The organism is Paenibacillus sepulcri (assembly GCF_042647105.1).
Taxonomy (GTDB): Bacteria; Bacillota; Bacilli; order Paenibacillales; family Paenibacillaceae; genus Paenibacillus_Z; species Paenibacillus_Z sepulcri.
Map to the genome: position 1 here is coordinate 1592275 of NZ_JBHRUP010000001.1, position 16249 is coordinate 1608523.

Below are 16249 nucleotides of genomic sequence, written 5' to 3' on the forward strand. Positions count from 1 at the left end.
TCCTGACCATAGAATCCTTTACAAAAAAGCGGAAACTTCAATTCAAAACCAGATTAACTAACAGGCTATCCTATTACCTTTTTACTGGGTGCGGTATAACGGCTGGACCTTATAAGTAAGTGACAGGGAGGGAGTCTATTGAGCGGTACCACTGAACGGAAGCTAGCGGAAAGGGAAATCACAGTAGGCAAAGCATTGGTTCATCCCGATGGTCGGACTGTCACTTTTTTGGCAAAGGGAACGGACGAGAAGGGGGATTTTCTGATCATCGAACATAGCGTAACGCAACAGGGAGCAATGAACGGCCCCCACTGGCACCCGGTACTTACGGAATCGTTCCTGGTAACGGAGGGTCGTATGCGATTCATTGTGGATGGGAAGGAGACCATTCTCGAGGCTGGCGGACAACTGACGATTCATCCGAATCAGGTTCATCAATTCTGGAATATCGGCGATCACCAGCTGGTAGCTACTCATGAAATTCGCCCGCCGGGGTTGCACGGGAATATGTTCGTCCTGATTCACAAGCTGGAGTGCGAAGGCAAGCTGACATCAAAAGGAATTCCTCGAAATCCGTTGTGGCTGGGGGTCGCTTGGGAGTGCATTGACGGTTACCTCGCCGGACCTCCCAAATGGGTACAAAAAGCATTATTGGGAGGCTTGGCGAGGTTGGCCAAAGCGATCGGGTACCGGTTTTGATATCGGGGAACAAGGAATATGTCATTTCGCAGCTAAATCTTGTAGAACCGATTGGCGCTTTATAACGAACAGGCGAAGGGAACGCAGTAATTACCATAAGGTTGGAGAATACGCCGTCATCCCATTCTCCGATCGGAGCGTTCGTGTTGCTGGTATGGTTATGGAGAGCCGTCTTCACCTGGTGAAAGGTCGCCCAGTTAATGCCCTCGTACGGGTTGATAATGTCCCACTTGGGATCGACCGGCGGCAGCGGTAAGGGTGAACGAATTCGCCGCGCTTTTCAATGCACACTGCTGACGGCCACATTGACCGTCTGGCACCTTGAAAGGCACCGTCCTATGGCCTTCCTTTTCCGTTCTCTCTCGGGTTTTGTCGGGAGTAGGATTAAGTTCTTGTCATTGAAACTTGACAAGAACATGATCCCATAAAACAAAAATACCGCGATTTCCACGGTATTTAGTGAGTCATGTTATTATCACCCGACAATCACGATTGCGAGACTGTCGGAGGTATTCCTCCATCGACTCAGTGGATTTTGTCGAACCAACACACTTTATTTGGTCCAGTAAGCGGAAGCGGTTCTCGATTAAGCCGTATTTCTACGAGTGTAGTTGTGTACGGATGGAAAAAATTCACTCTGCTATCTTTAAGCAAACTGGATAGTTTCAGGGAAGCTTGCCAATTACCATCTTCATCAATTAAATCGGGGATCGCGGATGCTCCTCCGACATATCCACGGTAGGTAACCATGGCAGTTCCAGAAGATGCAATGATTCGCAGTTGGAGACTCTTTAGGGTTTCAACCTTTAATTCACTCAGATTGACATGAAAGCTCCGTAGGCTGGGGTCATTGCTATAAATATGTACGTCCATGTCAAACGCCTGAAGCTCCTGTTCTTCTTCATTTTCGCGACTACCTTCAAGCCGGATGTAATAGTCATTAATCGGATCGCCTCGCTCATCAACAGCACGGATCACAAATTGCTGCCATTTCTCAAGATTAGCCAGCGTGCTTCCGGTTCGGCTTGTAGTATAGCCATACCATTCGTTTAGTGCTTGCTCGCTCTCTACCTCAAGTGCTCGATGAACGAAATCGACAAGCTCGTCCGACGGTTCACTCATGATCGTTCCATGGTCAATTCCCTGGATGGGAATCAACGGAATGTCAACATTGCTCCAATTCGAGAATAAAATCCGATCATTCTCCTCACCGCTCCTTGTTAGATCCAGGGTGATCTTCCGCGTATTTAACGCGCAGCCCGCCCATCTGACTGTACCGTCTGTACCTGGCTCACTAACCAGCTTCTTTATGCCATGGTATCCTTCTGTTCCACAGAAAATAAAGACATACGGCGTATTGTTATTGGGGCCGTAAAAAGGTTTGTTTCCAAGCAAGTCTTTCTCCGCCAATTCCCACGAAAAACGGCTACCGAGCTCAAGACTGTCCAAGATGCGGTTCCCTGCCTCCAGGAAGTCTGGCCCAAGTTCCTTTCGGCCAACAAAAATACCTCCCAACCAACTGCGACCCTTGTGGGCAAGAGGAGACCCGAAGCTCGCTGGGGCTAAACCGATAAGGTGTTTTAAACGATCCCTCCGTTTGACAAATGCCGAAAGCCATGATCGGATGACCAGCATCCCGGTCGAATGAACGATTGCATCGAACTCTTCATCACCATTTAACCCAATTTTTTCACGGAGTGCTCGATCAAATCCTTCAGCAATGTCGGGAATTGACACCTCGTTAGTTAGAGTCTCATAGGTGATCACATGAATGGTTTGCTTATCATATCCTCGGCTGTAAAGCTTGTTAACCCAAGTTTCAAAGGCGTTGCCTTTACTTGAGTAACCGTGAATTAAGACAACTGGTCGTTTTTTCATAAACGGTCTCCATTTTAATAGAATCTATAACTGTATGATCGGCAACTGACTAAATTTTTAATATTAATTGCTTGTCATACGAGGCACCTCTGCGGGAATATCCAGATTGTCACCTGCTTCTAAAATATGGGTCTTGCCGTCAATATAGAAATGAATTTTTTGTCCGCTACGGGATTCGTAATGGAATGACCTGAAAATGTCATTAGCAGCCTCCCCCTTGTACCAGGAAAGTGAAAGCAGAATTCTTCCTCTATCTTTTATACTACTTGCTTTGAGCATGGAATGCTATTGAAGCAAATGTCGAAAAAGGTTAAGTATTCGTTTAGCCCGTATAGATGATGACATCAATATCAACCTGTCCAATCCGGTCCTCAAGCTCAAACAGCAGCTCAGAGTTTGCCACATCCGCAACACGTTGATTCTCGTCTCTCGACAAGGCTCCGTCGGTACGAACCGACAGTCTGCAAATGTGATTTGATACACCCAAACGGTGTCAAGGAAAAGAAACTGGAAGTGATTGATGGCTGCACGATCAAGTATCATGCAAACGGAAAAACAATATGGTCAAAGGGAAAAATAATTGATGATAAGCCAGACGGCTATTGGGGATGGTATCGTCCCGATGGAACAATAAAACGTTCAGGGTATTTTGATATGGGCAAGCCCGTTGGTGAATGGGTCACCTATGACAGTCAAGTCAATAAACACAAAACTACCATGCGTGATAAAGAATAAAATGACAGGGAAGAAGGGCTTTCGCGCGGCGATCCTACTTGAGCTTTCATGTCCAGATCGTTGAATAATCAACTATCCTATCCGATGGCTGCAGTCATACTTGTAATAAGCAGCGACAAAGATACAGGTGCCCAAATTCTTCTTTCCCATTTGCTCCTCGTAATAACGTTCAATATAGTAGCAATCACCGAAACAAACACAACGAACCAGATAACCTTCTTTGCAAATGGGTACCAGTCAGGAAACATGAAGTCTGACTTACTTAGCACGATTGACGCTAGTAATGCCAGCATGATGACCTGAAATAAAGCGACGAAACGCAAAGCTTAAACACCACCGAATTCATTTGCTTTTAAAAGAAGAGATTCAATATCTGGCTCTATGCCAAATGGTTCCGTCGCAGTTTCGTATCTACCATAAACATAACCGTTCCGATCGATCAAAAACTTTGAGAAATTCCACTTGATCCCGTCACCGGCGTATATGTCCGGATACTTTTCCTGCAGAAATTCCTGCATCCTTTGACCGTCAAAGGTCTGAGTATCGTATCCTTGAAATGGTGCTTGCTGCGTTAGATATTGAAATAAAGGATGAGCAGATGGTCCCCTAACCTCAACTTTCTCAAATAACGGAAACTTCACTCCAAAGTTGCTCTCACAATATTCATGTACTTCCGAGCTGCTCCCCGGCTCTTTCTCGTTGAATTGGTTACAAGGAAAACCGAGTATTTCAAATCCCTGCTCATGGTGACTTTCATAAAGTTTTTGCAGATCAGCGAATTGGCGAGAATAGCCGCACCTACTGGCAGTATTGACAATAAGGAGAACTTTACCACGGTAAATTGACAATTCAACGGGCTTACCGTTAATTGCGTTCACTTGAAGATCATAAATAGACATGAGATCATTCCTCCTCTTTATTATAAATACATAATACAGCTGCAGACTATTATTGGTCTAATATATAATAAAGATATCATTTATAGGTATAAACAATATATCAACAAAACTTTATCACTAATTGCAAAAAGGATGTCCATCCAATATTGCTCCAGTATACTGCCAGTTACTTTAATGGAAAGAGGAGCTCCCAGTTATGAAATCGAAGTCAATGGTTAACTCAGTTGACTCCAAATTCAGAAAGTAAACAAGACCGGCTTTGTTGAATACAGTCTTCTCCAAATAAGACTTTTTACGGGCATCTTGTATGGTCTCTTGCCGAAGAAAACTTCATAATAGTTGCCTTGTCAAAGAACCAGAAGTCCTGAATACCAACAGACTTGGACAGATGAACGAGCCACCACCTTCCACTCGGAATAGAATACCGTATCAACGGAGAGGGGGGAAGGATATCAAAACATTCAGGGCTATTTTGAAAGGAAGAAACGAAGTACCTCCTGTAAGAACAATTGCTACAGGAAATGCAGTTTTTCAGCTTAATCGTACTGGTGATAAATTATTTTTTAGACTTGTTATCCGAAATATAAACCGGGTAACTCAAGCCCATATTCATCTTGGGCAAAAAGGTGTAAACGGTCCTGTAGTAGCGTTTCTGTTCGGCCCGTCCAAATTTGGCATTTCCGTGAAACGAGGGGTTATTCGGGGAACCCTGACTCGCAATGATTTAGTCGGTCCTCTTCAAGGAAAGACAATCCGTGATCTCGTCCGTGAACTTGAAAGAGGCAACGCCTATGTCAATGTACACACCATACAAAATCCAGATGGAGAAATCCGCGGCCAAATTTTTTCGTAAATCTTACTTGTTCTCCATACATGCCAAAAAGCACCTCTCCAATGGATCGGTGCTTTTTGCAATTCTAGAATCGCTTAAACACCCAAATTTTTGACTCAAGACCGCTTAACGAGACTCATCCTCCCATAACGACCTTCAACCCTAGACTTATTTTATTCAATCAACCTCCATAGCAGATAGGCGGCTTCCGCACGCGTGAAGCCTTCCTTTGGCTCGAACAAATTTTGCAATCTTCCTGTCACAAGACCTTCTTTGGCCAAACCGGCGACCGCAGCTTTAGCCCATTCCGATATCCGGTCGTTGTCAGCAAAATCCGTCGTTTCCGTTTTGGCAACCGATTGGCCCTTGGCTTCCAACACCCATTTCATGATAACGGCCATTTCTTCCCGGGTCAGAGGCGATTCCGAATTCAGACCCTTCAAGCCGTCTTGACTCCATGCCGCTGTGCAATCCATCGAAAATGCTTTATTCAGAAGATCGGCAAACTCCGTTTGAGATAAGATTTCACTGGGTGCGAAACGACCTTCGGCTGTACCTTCCATGATCCCTTTGCCGGTTAATCCGTAAACTCCTTCTTGTGCCCAGTGACCATACGTAACATCTGCGAACCCGTTTACCTGAATACGGTTGTCGGTTTTGATGTTAATTTTGCCAAGCTTTTCCGCATAAGCGATAAGCAGTTCCGCATCAGTTAAAGCTTCATTTGCGGCTACGATACTTTTAGCTTTCCCAAACATAGTGTACTTGTCGCCGCCCGTGAACATATAGTTGGACATTGCAACCTTGTATTGGGTATCTTTGTCTATGGGCAGACCGTTTACCTCTGCCTTATCAATCCGCTGTCCCACAGGCTTATCGGGACTATACGAGTACGATATGCCAGAGACCTGCAGGAAGCCGCCTGCTAATTGTTCCGTTGCTGAAACGCCATTCTCAAGGGCGGCGAGCAGCATTTCCCCACTTACCTCCGCCACGACGATTTTGTTGCCGAAGGGCAAGATGGATTTGGCATCCTTTAAAGTAAAATCTCCTTTTTGGGCGCTTGCGCGGATGCCGCCGCCGTTTGCGAATGCGATGTCGGTTTTATAGTAATCCTTGTAGGCGTCCGCGATCAAATCGCCGATGGCAGTCTCCTGGAAACGGGATTCATGGTTGTCCCCATAGGACAGATCAGTTTCCGTTACGGCAATCGTTTTCCCCAATTCCTTATCCAGCCGGGATTGATACTTTCCAGCCATTTCCGCCAAAGGCGCATCGTCCTTGACGGTTTCGTCCGCCTTCATTATCTCGTGCGCCAGCTTCACTTGTCCATTGGAGTCCTTGGTAATGTCCAATCGAATTACTGACCCCATGTTCCCCTGGGGAGAGAAAATGAACCTTTTCCCTCCGTCGACATCGTACACGAACGACTTCTCTTCTGCTTCTTCCTCGGTAAAAACGACCCTGATGTCGGGAATGGCTTGAAGCAAGGCTTTATCATCGATAACCGGTTCCTGGGTCAGCGCAATGATGAGATCGGGTTTCGCCACCTGTTTTATCACCCCAACCGCCTTTTTGGCCGACTCGATAACGCTTAACTGCCTGACATTCTCGACCTGGGTCGTCGTATCCATGGCGCTGGTCAAACCAATGACACCTATTCGAATGCCCTGCCTGTCAAATACTTTATACTCCGGTACTTGGCCAAAAGGCTTCCCGTCCTTGCCAACAAGATTGGACGAAATCCAAGTGAAACGGGAAGCCTTAATTAATTCGAGCGCATTCGCCGTTCCTGCATCAAAATCATGCTGGCCGAAATTCGCCAGATCAATCGGAATCGCATTAAAGGCTTCAACCATAGGAAAACCTTTGAATACTCCGCCGAAAAGAGTACCGCCGCCCAGGTCTCCTCCGAATGCAACGATTTTATCGTTTTTGACGTTATCGACCAGTGTCTTGATCCGGGCAACTCCGCCCCGGTCTCCAAAATCATCTGACACGGGGCTGATTTCATGTCCGTCATTAAAATACAAAAAAGAAACGGTATCCACTATTTTCGATTCCGCCCGAACCGGTACATCCCAACCAAATAGAACGGCAGCAATTAACAGCAATAATATAAAATGAAAAATATCGTTTTGACATGTACGCTCAATCCCTTCTTATGAAGCCGAAGAATGCAGGCTTAATCCTGTATAAGTTTACAGCTAAGTGAAAATATCGTGCCAGAAGTCTTCGGCACCCTTCCTGAGTACCGATAATGAATCTTCAGTCACGATGGCTGTAGCCGCACGGTTTAATGGTTTTAAAGCGCTTTCGTATCCGGATGCTTCTCCCCGCAAGAGATTCCGGACGTTTTGACTGAACACGCTTGAAACCGTATTCTAGAAACTCTCCAGTTCTAGCCACATCTTGATTGTTATCAAGTCACCTCCTCCTATCGTATTGATAATGACTTGTGGATTAATATCAGACAAAATCATATTAAACCGGTTTTATAATCGTGATGTTACTGATTTATTAAGTTAATTTGAATATTCCTTCATTTCCCATACCAGTTTTTTTGCCATTTAGTGAAACCGGTTTAATATCGAATGAATAGTTTTTCCCATAATAATGGCCTCTGATGAAGCGGAAGATCGCGATGCTGCGATTTTGACAATCATACAATAGCATAGGGAAACCTTAATCTTCGATTTTAATCTCCGGAAATAACAAAAGAGAAAATGACGCCCTGCAAATGGAGCATTGTAATAAAAAAACACCCGCGAGGGTGCTTTTTTACGATGTTTATCGGTTGAGGGCCCGTTTGACGCTGGCTTCCAAAGGTGAATAGTCCGTGCCATCGTTTCGGTCGAACTTCATCCGCTCTTTCAACGGAGTCGTCCGATTGCACATGAACCGGGTAATGCCGCTATGATTTTGCGAAGGGGTGTGATACAGGAACGGATGGCATAAAATAACGTCGCCCGGCGATGCAATCGTTTCAATGACCTTCAGACGGGTACCGTGCTCATCGATGTATGCATGGTCCATGAACTTGCCTATCCGATCCTCCCCCGGCAGGAAAGCATCGCCGTCCTGACTCGTCAACGCGGCAAGCCAGGGATGCTGAAGGCTGCACTCGTCGATCCCCTCTTGCGACTCGACCCCTTCCGTCTTGCTTGCCAAATAACGGGCCACGACCTGATGCGATCCTTCCGCTACCAAGGTCCCGCCACCGTGCTTTCCAATCTCGGAAAATATGCATAAACAGAGCAGTCCCTGCTCCGATGCGTCGACGTAATGGCGAAAATGCGCTCCGTCCCAGTGCCAGCCTGCCGCAGGCACATCCCATTCTTTGTCTCCTCCAAGCCGGAAGTTGACCGGCCACCAGCCCCACGTTGGGTAATTCCGGTTCGGGTCGCCGTTCCAAAGCACCTTCTCCGTCCATCGGCCAACGCCGATCAAGTCTTCGATAGCCCCGCCCAGCCGCTGCGAATTGCATCTGTCGAACGACGGGCTGCGGAATGATTCCTGCACAAACAGGATCGGCTTATCCCATGTTGCCGGATCACCCCGATCGATGCCATACCTTATTAACTGCTCCCATAAGAAATCCTGCGATTCGAGCGCCAGCGCAGTGTGGAATGCCTCCTCCACTTTGACCCAGCCAAGCTCCATAAACTGTTCGATTTGTGAGTCCATCAGTACTTTATTCATGGAAATTCAGTCTCCCTGTTGTCCTGGATTTAAGAAGGGCTAACGCAATTTGCACGTTAGCCCCGGCCGCTATTCCATCCAATTCACTTGGATGCCTTCCACTCATCCAACTGCTTTTGCACTTCCGCGTAAACTTTATCCATGCCGATCGATTTCATTTTTTCCAGGAATTTCGGAAGCACTTCCTCCGGATCAACCGTGCCGGTATGCAGACCAGGCGTGAATTCTTTCACGGCATTCTGGAATGCGGAAATTTCATTTTTCACCGGTTCGATGTTGAAATTGAAGCCGAGCAGCTTGGATTCTACCGCCTCTCCATTGAACCTCTCGAACTCATTCCATTTTTCCGGATTTTCGTTGTCGAACAGATAATCGTTGAATTGATTTCCGAACATGAAAGGCGTACCCGGGTTATAGCCTGACGTGGTTCCGTCTATTCCTTCCGGGTAGGAAATGATGTTGTCTGATTTTTTGACATAATGCTTGCCCTCGATCCCGAATGAGAGCAAATTGACCAGGTATTTGTCGGTATAGAGCAGGTTCAGGAACATCATGGCTCTCTCCGGATCCTTCGATGTAGCAGAGATCGACATCATGGAACCGAGCGCGTCTCCGGTTGAAATAATTGGCTGCGTGAGCTCGACCTGAACCATCGGAACGCCGTGGGAATTGGTCTTCTCCGCATCCTTGCCGGGCTTGAGCTGATCCGTAAAGGCAAACCATTGGCCGGCTTTGATTGCGCCGTCGAAATCCTGAAGCGTGGCTGCATCTTTGTTAATATAGCCTGCCTGATACCATTTGCGCATCAATTCAAGCGATTCTTTATAACGGGGATCCGCGTAAATATTAAATACCTTCAGCTCATCCCCTGCCGCTTCACGGTCGATCGCAGCGCCCCCATCCGTCATGTTCAGCACTAGTTCGGCTTCGTTGCCGAACGCGACCGTATTATCGATAGGATTGACGCTTTTGTTCATTAAATAAGGCGTAATACCCGGCTCGTTCTTTTTGATGATGTCCAGATACGGCTCCAGGTCGGTCAAGGTCTTGATGGTGCTGATATCGATTTTATATTTCTCGACAAGCGCCTTGTTCAGAAGCAGGCCGCGTTGGGACGCGATTTCTTTATTAACCGGCAGGCCATAGTTCTTCCCGTCGTACAAGCCACCCTTGAGCAGGGCCGGATTAAGAATGGCCTTGGCGTCCTGGCCGTATTTTTCAATCAAATCGTTAATCGGCAGGTACGAGCCTTTCTCGACTCTCGAGAAGTAGTTATCCCATGAGGCTGCCCAGTTAATATCGAAGGCTTCGTTCGACGCGAACTTCAGGTTCATTTTGTCCGGCCAGCTGCCCCAGTCGACAATAGTCATTTCCAGCTTCGCATTGATTTTATCCTTCAAATATTTGCTGGCTTCCTCGTTGATGAGCGCGATATCTTTCTGTGGTACGCCCGGCACGAACATCTTAATCGTATACTCCGGCAAATCCGCTGCTGCAGGAGCGTTTGCGGCATCGGTGCCATTGGCTGCATTTGCCGCAGCCGGCTCGGTCCCGCTTCCATTAGAATCGTCCGCAGGCGGCGCCGTGTTGTTGGCATTGTTTCCGCCGCACCCGGAGAGAACCAAAACGGTCATAATCATTAATGCGAAAGCGGTAAGCCTGACCCTCTTCAAAGCGTTCATGTTTCATCCTCCTAGTAGATGTTATTTATGCTCACCGGCAAAGCCGGATACAGCCGATCATTAACATTTATCCCTTGACCGCCCCGATCGTCAGCCCTTTGACGAAATACTTCTGGAATATCGGATAGGCCAGTACGATCGGTCCCATACCAATGATCGCCATCGCCATACGCACCGTTTCACCAGGGAGCTTGGCGATGGCTCCGCCCGCATTGCCGGTATTCGCTGCGTTCGAAACCAGGAACTGCAGGTTCATCATCGTTTTATACATCAGGTACTGCAGGCTGACCAGTTTATCCTGCTGGATGAATACCAGGGAATTAAACCAGTCGTTCCAATAGCCGATCGTATAAAACAGCGCAATCGTCGCCATTACGGGCGTGGAAAGCGGCAAAATGATCCGGAAGAAGATTCGAAGCTCTCCCGCCCCGTCAATGCCGGCCGATTCGATGATCGACGGGTGGATGGAGGTTTGGAAGAATGTCCTCATGATGATCACGTAGAAGGCATTGAACAGCAGACCTGGAATAATCAGCGCCCATATCGTGTCTCTCATGTCGAGCCAGTTCGTGAACACGATGTACCAGGGAACGAGCCCTCCTCCGAAGATCATCGTAAAGAAGAGGAAGAAGGAGAAGAATGTGCGGAAATCGAAATCCTGTCTGGAGATCGGGTAGGCGAACAACGCCGTCATCAGTAATCCAAGTGTCGTCCCGATTACCGTGACAAGGATAGACAGTCCATAGGCATGCACGATTTGCGTTGCATCGTTCAGCAGATAAGAATAGGCGTCCAGACTGAACTGCCTCGGAATAATGTTGTAGCCGTGAAGCGTCACCTGCTTCTGATCAGAGAACGAAACGGCCAACACGACAAGAATGGGAAACAGGCATAATACGGTATAGACCCAGAACAGGATGTTCAACACCACATTCGTTACCGGAGAAATCGCGTTAATCTCATTTGACTTTACATGTTGTTCCACATTCAAGGCGGTCTGCTGCTGCATCGTCGTTTTCATCTCAAACCCCCTCCTAAAACAGTGCGTTTTCTTTATTGATTTTGCGGACGATCCAGTTGGATGAAAGTACGAGAACGAATCCGACGACAGCCTGATAGACGCCGGCAGCCGATGACATGCCGAGATCTCCGATTCGGAGCAGCGCCCGGTATACATAGGTGTCGATGGTCTGGGTTACCGGATATAAAGCGCCAGCATCCAGCGGAACCTGGAAGAACAAGCCAAAATCCGAGTTGAATATTTTGCCGACGGCGAGCAATGTCATGATCGTAATCACCGGCATGATCAGCGGAAACGTAATGCGCCTGGTCTGCTGCCATTTGGAAGCGCCGTCAATTAACGCAGCCTCATAATACTCGTTGTCGATGCCGATGATGGCTGCCAAATAAATAACGCTCAGATAACCGATGTTTTTCCACAAGTTCACAAGCGGTAAAATATAGGTCCAGTATTTGGGTTCGGCATACCAGGCAACCGGTGATAATCCGAGCGGTTCCAATACATTTTTGTTGATATAACCGAATTCCTGGCTTAACAGCGATAATCCGAGATAACCGACGATAATCATGGAGAGAAAGTAAGGCAGGAACATGACGCTTTGATAAAATTTGGCCATGATCCGGTTGCGGAGCTCATTCAGGCCAATTGCGACGGCTACGGCAACGATGGTGTTGAGGACAATGAATACCGCATTGTACAGCACCGTATTTCTGGTAATGACCCAGGCGTCCGGCGTTTTGAACAAGTACTCGAAATTCGCGAATCCGTTCCATTCGCTGCCCAGGATGCCTTTCTGATAGTCAAAATCCTTGAAAGCGATTATAGTTCCAAACATGGGCAAATAGTTGTTCAGCAGCAAATATAGCGTTCCGGGCAGCAGCAGCAATAGCAGCATCTTGTTCTTGCTGAGCTTCTTCAGGAACGATTGCCGCCGGACCGCCGCTTTCTTCTGCATGCAGGTTCATCCTTTCCTTGTCTCGATTAAGAAGTCTGTCAGCTTATTATAGGTTACTGTCTGCACCCGAAAAATAGCGTATTGTGACCGAAGTAACGTTTTTATGATTTCTATGGCGCAAGAAGAAACGGAGGCCGCCGTCCTCTGGCGGTATAGATGCTATAGGGTAAAAAAAAGAGACCGCCCTCCACCCTTATGAAGTGGAGACGGTCCCCGCGCACGCGACTACCCGATCGCCTGATACCGTTTGCGGAAATCCTGCGGCGTAATCCCGACCTGCTTCTTGAATGTCTTCGCGAAATGGGACAAATTCTCGTAGCCCAAACTATCGCAGATATCGCTGACTTTCATATTGGATTTGGTCAGCATCTGCTTCGCCCGGTTCATCTTCATCGAAATGATATAATCCATCAACGACATTCCGGTCTCCCGTTTATACAGCCTGGACAAGTAGGCGGAATTCAAATAAACCGCTGAAGCGAGCTCTTCCCTTGTAACGCTTTGAAGATTGCTTTCCACATATGCATTTACTTTCTCGACAAGCGCCGAGCTCTCCGTCCTGGTCTTATCGAAGTATTCGGCTGTCGACAGGATCAGCTTGCGCGTCCATGCCAAAAACTGGGTCACTGAACGCGTTGCCGCTGCGGCTTCCGTCCATTTGGAATTCCCGAGAAGCTGCTTGACTGACCCCCCCTTATGATGAACCGTCTGATAAACGAATCCCAGCAGCGTATGATACAAAGCATCCAGCGTTTCCGAACTCATGCCGGACGCCGCATCGCCTCTGAACAATTCCTCGATTTGACGGATGACCGCTTCCGTTCTTCCTGCTTCCAGATGAAGCGTCCACTCCGCCGGATCGAACGCGAACGAGGTCATCTTGCGCGGAAGAGGAGCATCCGCACCGTCATTAACCTTCAAGAACAGGACTTGGCCGGTATTGACGATATTGCTTTGTTCCAATTCGATCAGCCGGTGATAGACGGGACTGATATCCGGAATCGGTACGGCTTCCCCGATGTAGCAGGACAGACTGCAGTAAAAATAACGGGAACAGGCTCTTATATAACGCTGACAGGCTTCTTTGAGTTCATCCTGGGAATACGCCTTGGGATCCGGCCAGTATAACAAAGCAAACAAAATGCCGTTGCGGTCTTCGATCACGTCTCCTTCCACTTCCCGGGGCCGGAGCAGCTCGGACGCGGCGTTGCGGAGAGCGTATATCAATATTTCTTCATCGCGCTCGGTAAATTCCCGATCCCAATGCTCTACGCTGAGCAGAATCGGCATGACATACCGGTCCTTGGCTATTCTTACCTGATACTTGTTCATGATCTCGTCCCACTGCTCGGGATACGGATGGATGCGCTTGGACAAGAGATCCTGCCAAAACAGCTCCTTAAGCAGCGGTTTCTGGGATTCCTGAAGCTTGGCATACGTCTTGTACATCTCTTCGAAACGTTTTGCCTCCTTGTTGTTCTCCACCTCTGTCAAAGCCCGCTCCACAATGGTCCGGAACTGCTCGTAACGAATCGGCTTCAGCACATAATCGAATCCCGAGAGCTGAACGACCTGCCGGGCGTAATTGAAATCCGCGTGCGCCGTAAGCATAATCGTTACTGTAGCCGGAGAATGTTCGTTCGTCCACTCAAGCAGTTCTACCCCGCTGCTGCCGGGCATTTCAATATCGCAAATCATAAGGTCAATGGGGTGCTGCAGCAGAAAGCCTTTGGCTTCTTCCGCATCGTACGCGCAATACACGTCGGAGAACCCCAGCGACTCCCAGTCAATGCCGACTTGAACGGCTTGTACAGCATAGATTTCATCGTCTACGATAAGCAGTCTATACATCTGTCTGGTTACCCTCCTTGCTTGCGTCAAATGGGATCCTAAGGGTTACTTCCGCGCCTCCGGTCAGCTCGCCGCCGTTATTCGCAGGTGTACGATTTTGAAATCGGATGCTTACAGACCTGCCGTATTTGTGCTTGAGCCGGTGCTGAACGTTGAGAATACCGAGGCTGCCGCTATTTGCGGTTTCGGTTGTCAGGCCGCTGTTTAAACGCTCCAACGTTTCTGCTGAAAAACCGATGCCGTTGTCGGCAATGACGATTTCCATGACCCCGGGGTTCTCAGAACAGGAGCGCGCTTCTACCGTAATATGAAAAACATGCCTCCCCGTTTTCATTCCATGCACAACCGCATTCTCAACGAAGGGTTGAATCATAAGCGGCAGCACGCTCTGATTTTTGTACTCGCGGGGCACCGTCATCTCGAAGGTCAGCTTTTGGGGAAAGCGCAACCGCTGAATCTCCAGATAGTTACGGATATGCTCCGTCTCTTCCTCCAACGTGATATATTCCCTGTTAGCCCGGGTAATGAACCGGAAAAAATCGGTCAGGTGATGGGCCATTTCCATAACCAGATCATTATGTCCGAGCTTCGATAAGCTGTGTATGATATTCAGCGAGTTGAGGTAAAAGTGCGGGTTAATCTGCGATTGCAAATGTCTGAATTCCGCCTCCTGCGTTTTGAGCATTTCTTCGTATACGTTAATCTTCAGCGACCGGATCTGGGAAACCATCCGGTTAAACGTTTCATTCAGAAATTTGAACTCCTGGGTAGCGCCTTCGCTCAAGCGAATGGAGAAATCGCCCTGCGCCGTTCTCCGCATGCCGCGGATCAAGGAATTCATCGGCTTGTGCAGCACCTGCTTGAGGACGATCCAGAACATAATAAGCAGGAGGACAAGACCGATCGGGATCAAGACGAGTCCGCGCTGAAAATAAGGCAGCTTCTGGAGGAGATCCGTATCCGGTATCGTAACGGCGAGCATAACTGGGGCTTGCATCACCGGGAAGCCAACCAAAATATAATCTTTGCCGTTGTCCGGATTGTTCATGATTTGATAGGGCTCAGTTTTGACCGAAAGCTTCCGCACCATGTCCTGAAGACTGGTATTATCCCACGTCGTATCCGTCAGCGACACCGCATTATTGGAAATGAGCATCGCTTGTCCCGTAGGCCCGAGATCCAGTGAGCGCAAATCCTTCATCAAATTCTCGACAGGAATGAGCGCGCCGACATAAACATTCGGTTCAATCTGGATCTGCTCGGTCCGCACCAAATAATAACGCTGCGCGTCTTCAACGATTTGCCAGGTATGGCTGTTGCTGAGCGATCCATTGTGAATAAACCGGGTAAGCATCTCGTTCATCTTCTGGGAGCTGGCATAATCGACCTGCGATGCGATCAATTCGTTATATTTCTCCGTATACGTGAAAAACGTATCCACAACCACATAAGAATTCGAGGTAATTTCATCCTGGAAGCTGTTATAGATGCGTTGTTTGGCAAAAAAATAATTGCTGCTCCCCTCCGGATAAATGGAAAGTCCGATCAAATCCGAGTAATAGTTTTTGCTGGAAACGAGCCGCAGCAAATAATTGCCGACCTTCTCGAGGCTGTTATCGATCTGATTCACATGAATGGAAAGAAAATTGGTCGTAGACTGCGAGACTTCGTCCCGGACAACATTCATCGCATACAGATTAAGCATGAACAAAGCGACGGCCAGGGGGACGATAACGGCGATAAAACCAGCCAATAGTCTAAAACGCAACGTTTTCGTGAACGTCATGGAATGGCACCTTTCACTCGTGGATTCAAATGTACGCGCTTTCTACATAATATAGCAGGAGATTTGATTCCAGTCAGCAATTATTCCGAACCATAGAATCCGTTCATACCCTTTCCATGAAATTCATTAGGTTTATCTTAAAATTTAACCTGCTTTATTTCAATCCTTATCTTCATTTTGATCGTTGGGTCATCATCCTGTTCGCAAAA

Annotated in this window: 12 protein-coding genes; 3 read left to right on the forward strand and 9 right to left on the reverse strand. The window is 47.7% G+C overall.

Annotated elements, in window-relative coordinates:
• The first annotated feature begins 138 nt into the window (after positions 1-138).
• A complete protein-coding gene (locus tag ACFOLF_RS07285; RefSeq protein ID WP_379114047.1) occupies positions 139-699 on the forward strand; it encodes a cupin domain-containing protein in 561 nt (186 codons plus the stop codon).
• A gap of 525 nt (positions 700-1224) precedes the next feature.
• Here ACFOLF_RS07285 and ACFOLF_RS07290 read toward each other — a convergent pair.
• A complete protein-coding gene (locus ACFOLF_RS07290; protein WP_210037784.1) occupies positions 1225-2577 on the reverse strand; it encodes an esterase/lipase family protein in 1353 nt (450 codons plus the stop codon).
• A gap of 513 nt (positions 2578-3090) precedes the next feature.
• Here ACFOLF_RS07290 and ACFOLF_RS07295 point away from each other — a divergent pair.
• Positions 3091-3312 carry a hypothetical protein gene (locus ACFOLF_RS07295; protein WP_379114045.1) on the forward strand — a complete coding sequence of 74 codons (222 nt, stop codon included), beginning with the start codon at positions 3091-3093 and terminating at the stop codon, positions 3310-3312.
• 326 nt (positions 3313-3638) lie between these two features.
• On the opposite strand, the gene ACFOLF_RS07300 is transcribed toward ACFOLF_RS07295, so the two are convergent.
• Entirely contained in the window at positions 3639-4211 is a 573-nt protein-coding gene (locus tag ACFOLF_RS07300; protein WP_210037785.1) for a glutathione peroxidase, read from the reverse strand.
• Between the two features lie 388 nt (positions 4212-4599).
• Between ACFOLF_RS07300 and ACFOLF_RS07305 the strand changes: the two genes are divergently transcribed.
• Positions 4600-5064: a CHRD domain-containing protein gene (locus ACFOLF_RS07305; RefSeq protein ID WP_210037786.1), complete on the forward strand. Its 465-nt coding sequence runs from the start codon at positions 4600-4602 to the stop codon at positions 5062-5064.
• Between the two features lie 152 nt (positions 5065-5216).
• Here ACFOLF_RS07305 and ACFOLF_RS07310 read toward each other — a convergent pair whose 3' ends face one another.
• From ACFOLF_RS07310 to ACFOLF_RS07340, 7 genes are all read right to left on the reverse strand, one after another.
• Positions 5217-7094: a 5'-nucleotidase C-terminal domain-containing protein gene (locus ACFOLF_RS07310; RefSeq protein ID WP_210037787.1), complete on the reverse strand. Its 1878-nt coding sequence runs from the start codon at positions 7092-7094 to the stop codon at positions 5217-5219.
• Positions 7095-7833: 739 nt separating this feature from the next.
• On the reverse strand, positions 7834-8745 hold the full coding sequence (locus tag ACFOLF_RS07315) for a hypothetical protein (RefSeq protein ID WP_210037788.1): 912 nt from the start codon (positions 8743-8745) through the stop codon (positions 7834-7836).
• 83 nt (positions 8746-8828) lie between these two features.
• Positions 8829-10427 carry an ABC transporter substrate-binding protein gene (locus tag ACFOLF_RS07320; protein WP_210037789.1) on the reverse strand — a complete coding sequence of 533 codons (1599 nt, stop codon included), beginning with the start codon at positions 10425-10427 and terminating at the stop codon, positions 8829-8831.
• Between the two features lie 67 nt (positions 10428-10494).
• On the reverse strand, positions 10495-11448 hold the full coding sequence (locus ACFOLF_RS07325) for a carbohydrate ABC transporter permease (RefSeq protein ID WP_379114043.1): 954 nt from the start codon (positions 11446-11448) through the stop codon (positions 10495-10497).
• 13 nt (positions 11449-11461) lie between these two features.
• A complete protein-coding gene (locus ACFOLF_RS07330) occupies positions 11462-12403 on the reverse strand; it encodes an ABC transporter permease (RefSeq protein WP_210037790.1) in 942 nt (313 codons plus the stop codon).
• Positions 12404-12628: 225 nt separating this feature from the next.
• Positions 12629-14254 (reverse strand): helix-turn-helix domain-containing protein, encoded by a 1626-nt coding sequence (locus ACFOLF_RS07335; protein WP_210037791.1) that lies wholly within the window; start codon positions 14252-14254, stop codon positions 12629-12631.
• Entirely contained in the window at positions 14247-16040 is a 1794-nt protein-coding gene (locus ACFOLF_RS07340) for a histidine kinase (protein WP_210037792.1), read from the reverse strand. Before ACFOLF_RS07340 ends, ACFOLF_RS07335 begins: the two co-directional genes overlap by 8 nt.
• Positions 16041-16249: the final 209 nt, after the last annotated feature.

What these genes read in the sequence shown, in the direction of transcription:
- ACFOLF_RS07320 (WP_210037789.1), bottom strand. Translation starts at nt 10,427, where the DNA reads ATGAACGCTTTGAAGAGGGTCAGGCTTACCGCTTTCGCATTAATGATT.
- ACFOLF_RS07305 (WP_210037786.1), top strand. Translation starts at nt 4,600, where the DNA reads ATGAACGAGCCACCACCTTCCACTCGGAATAGAATACCGTATCAACGG.
- ACFOLF_RS07330 (WP_210037790.1), bottom strand. Translation starts at nt 12,403, where the DNA reads ATGCAGAAGAAAGCGGCGGTCCGGCGGCAATCGTTCCTGAAGAAGCTC.
- ACFOLF_RS07335 (WP_210037791.1), bottom strand. Translation starts at nt 14,254, where the DNA reads ATGTATAGACTGCTTATCGTAGACGATGAAATCTATGCTGTACAAGCC.
- ACFOLF_RS07325 (WP_379114043.1), bottom strand. Translation starts at nt 11,448, where the DNA reads ATGAAAACGACGATGCAGCAGCAGACCGCCTTGAATGTGGAACAACAT.
- ACFOLF_RS07300 (WP_210037785.1), bottom strand. Translation starts at nt 4,211, where the DNA reads ATGTCTATTTATGATCTTCAAGTGAACGCAATTAACGGTAAGCCCGTT.
- ACFOLF_RS07290 (WP_210037784.1), bottom strand. Translation starts at nt 2,577, where the DNA reads ATGAAAAAACGACCAGTTGTCTTAATTCACGGTTACTCAAGTAAAGGC.
- ACFOLF_RS07340 (WP_210037792.1), bottom strand. Translation starts at nt 16,040, where the DNA reads ATGACGTTCACGAAAACGTTGCGTTTTAGACTATTGGCTGGTTTTATC.
- ACFOLF_RS07315 (WP_210037788.1), bottom strand. Translation starts at nt 8,745, where the DNA reads ATGAATAAAGTACTGATGGACTCACAAATCGAACAGTTTATGGAGCTT.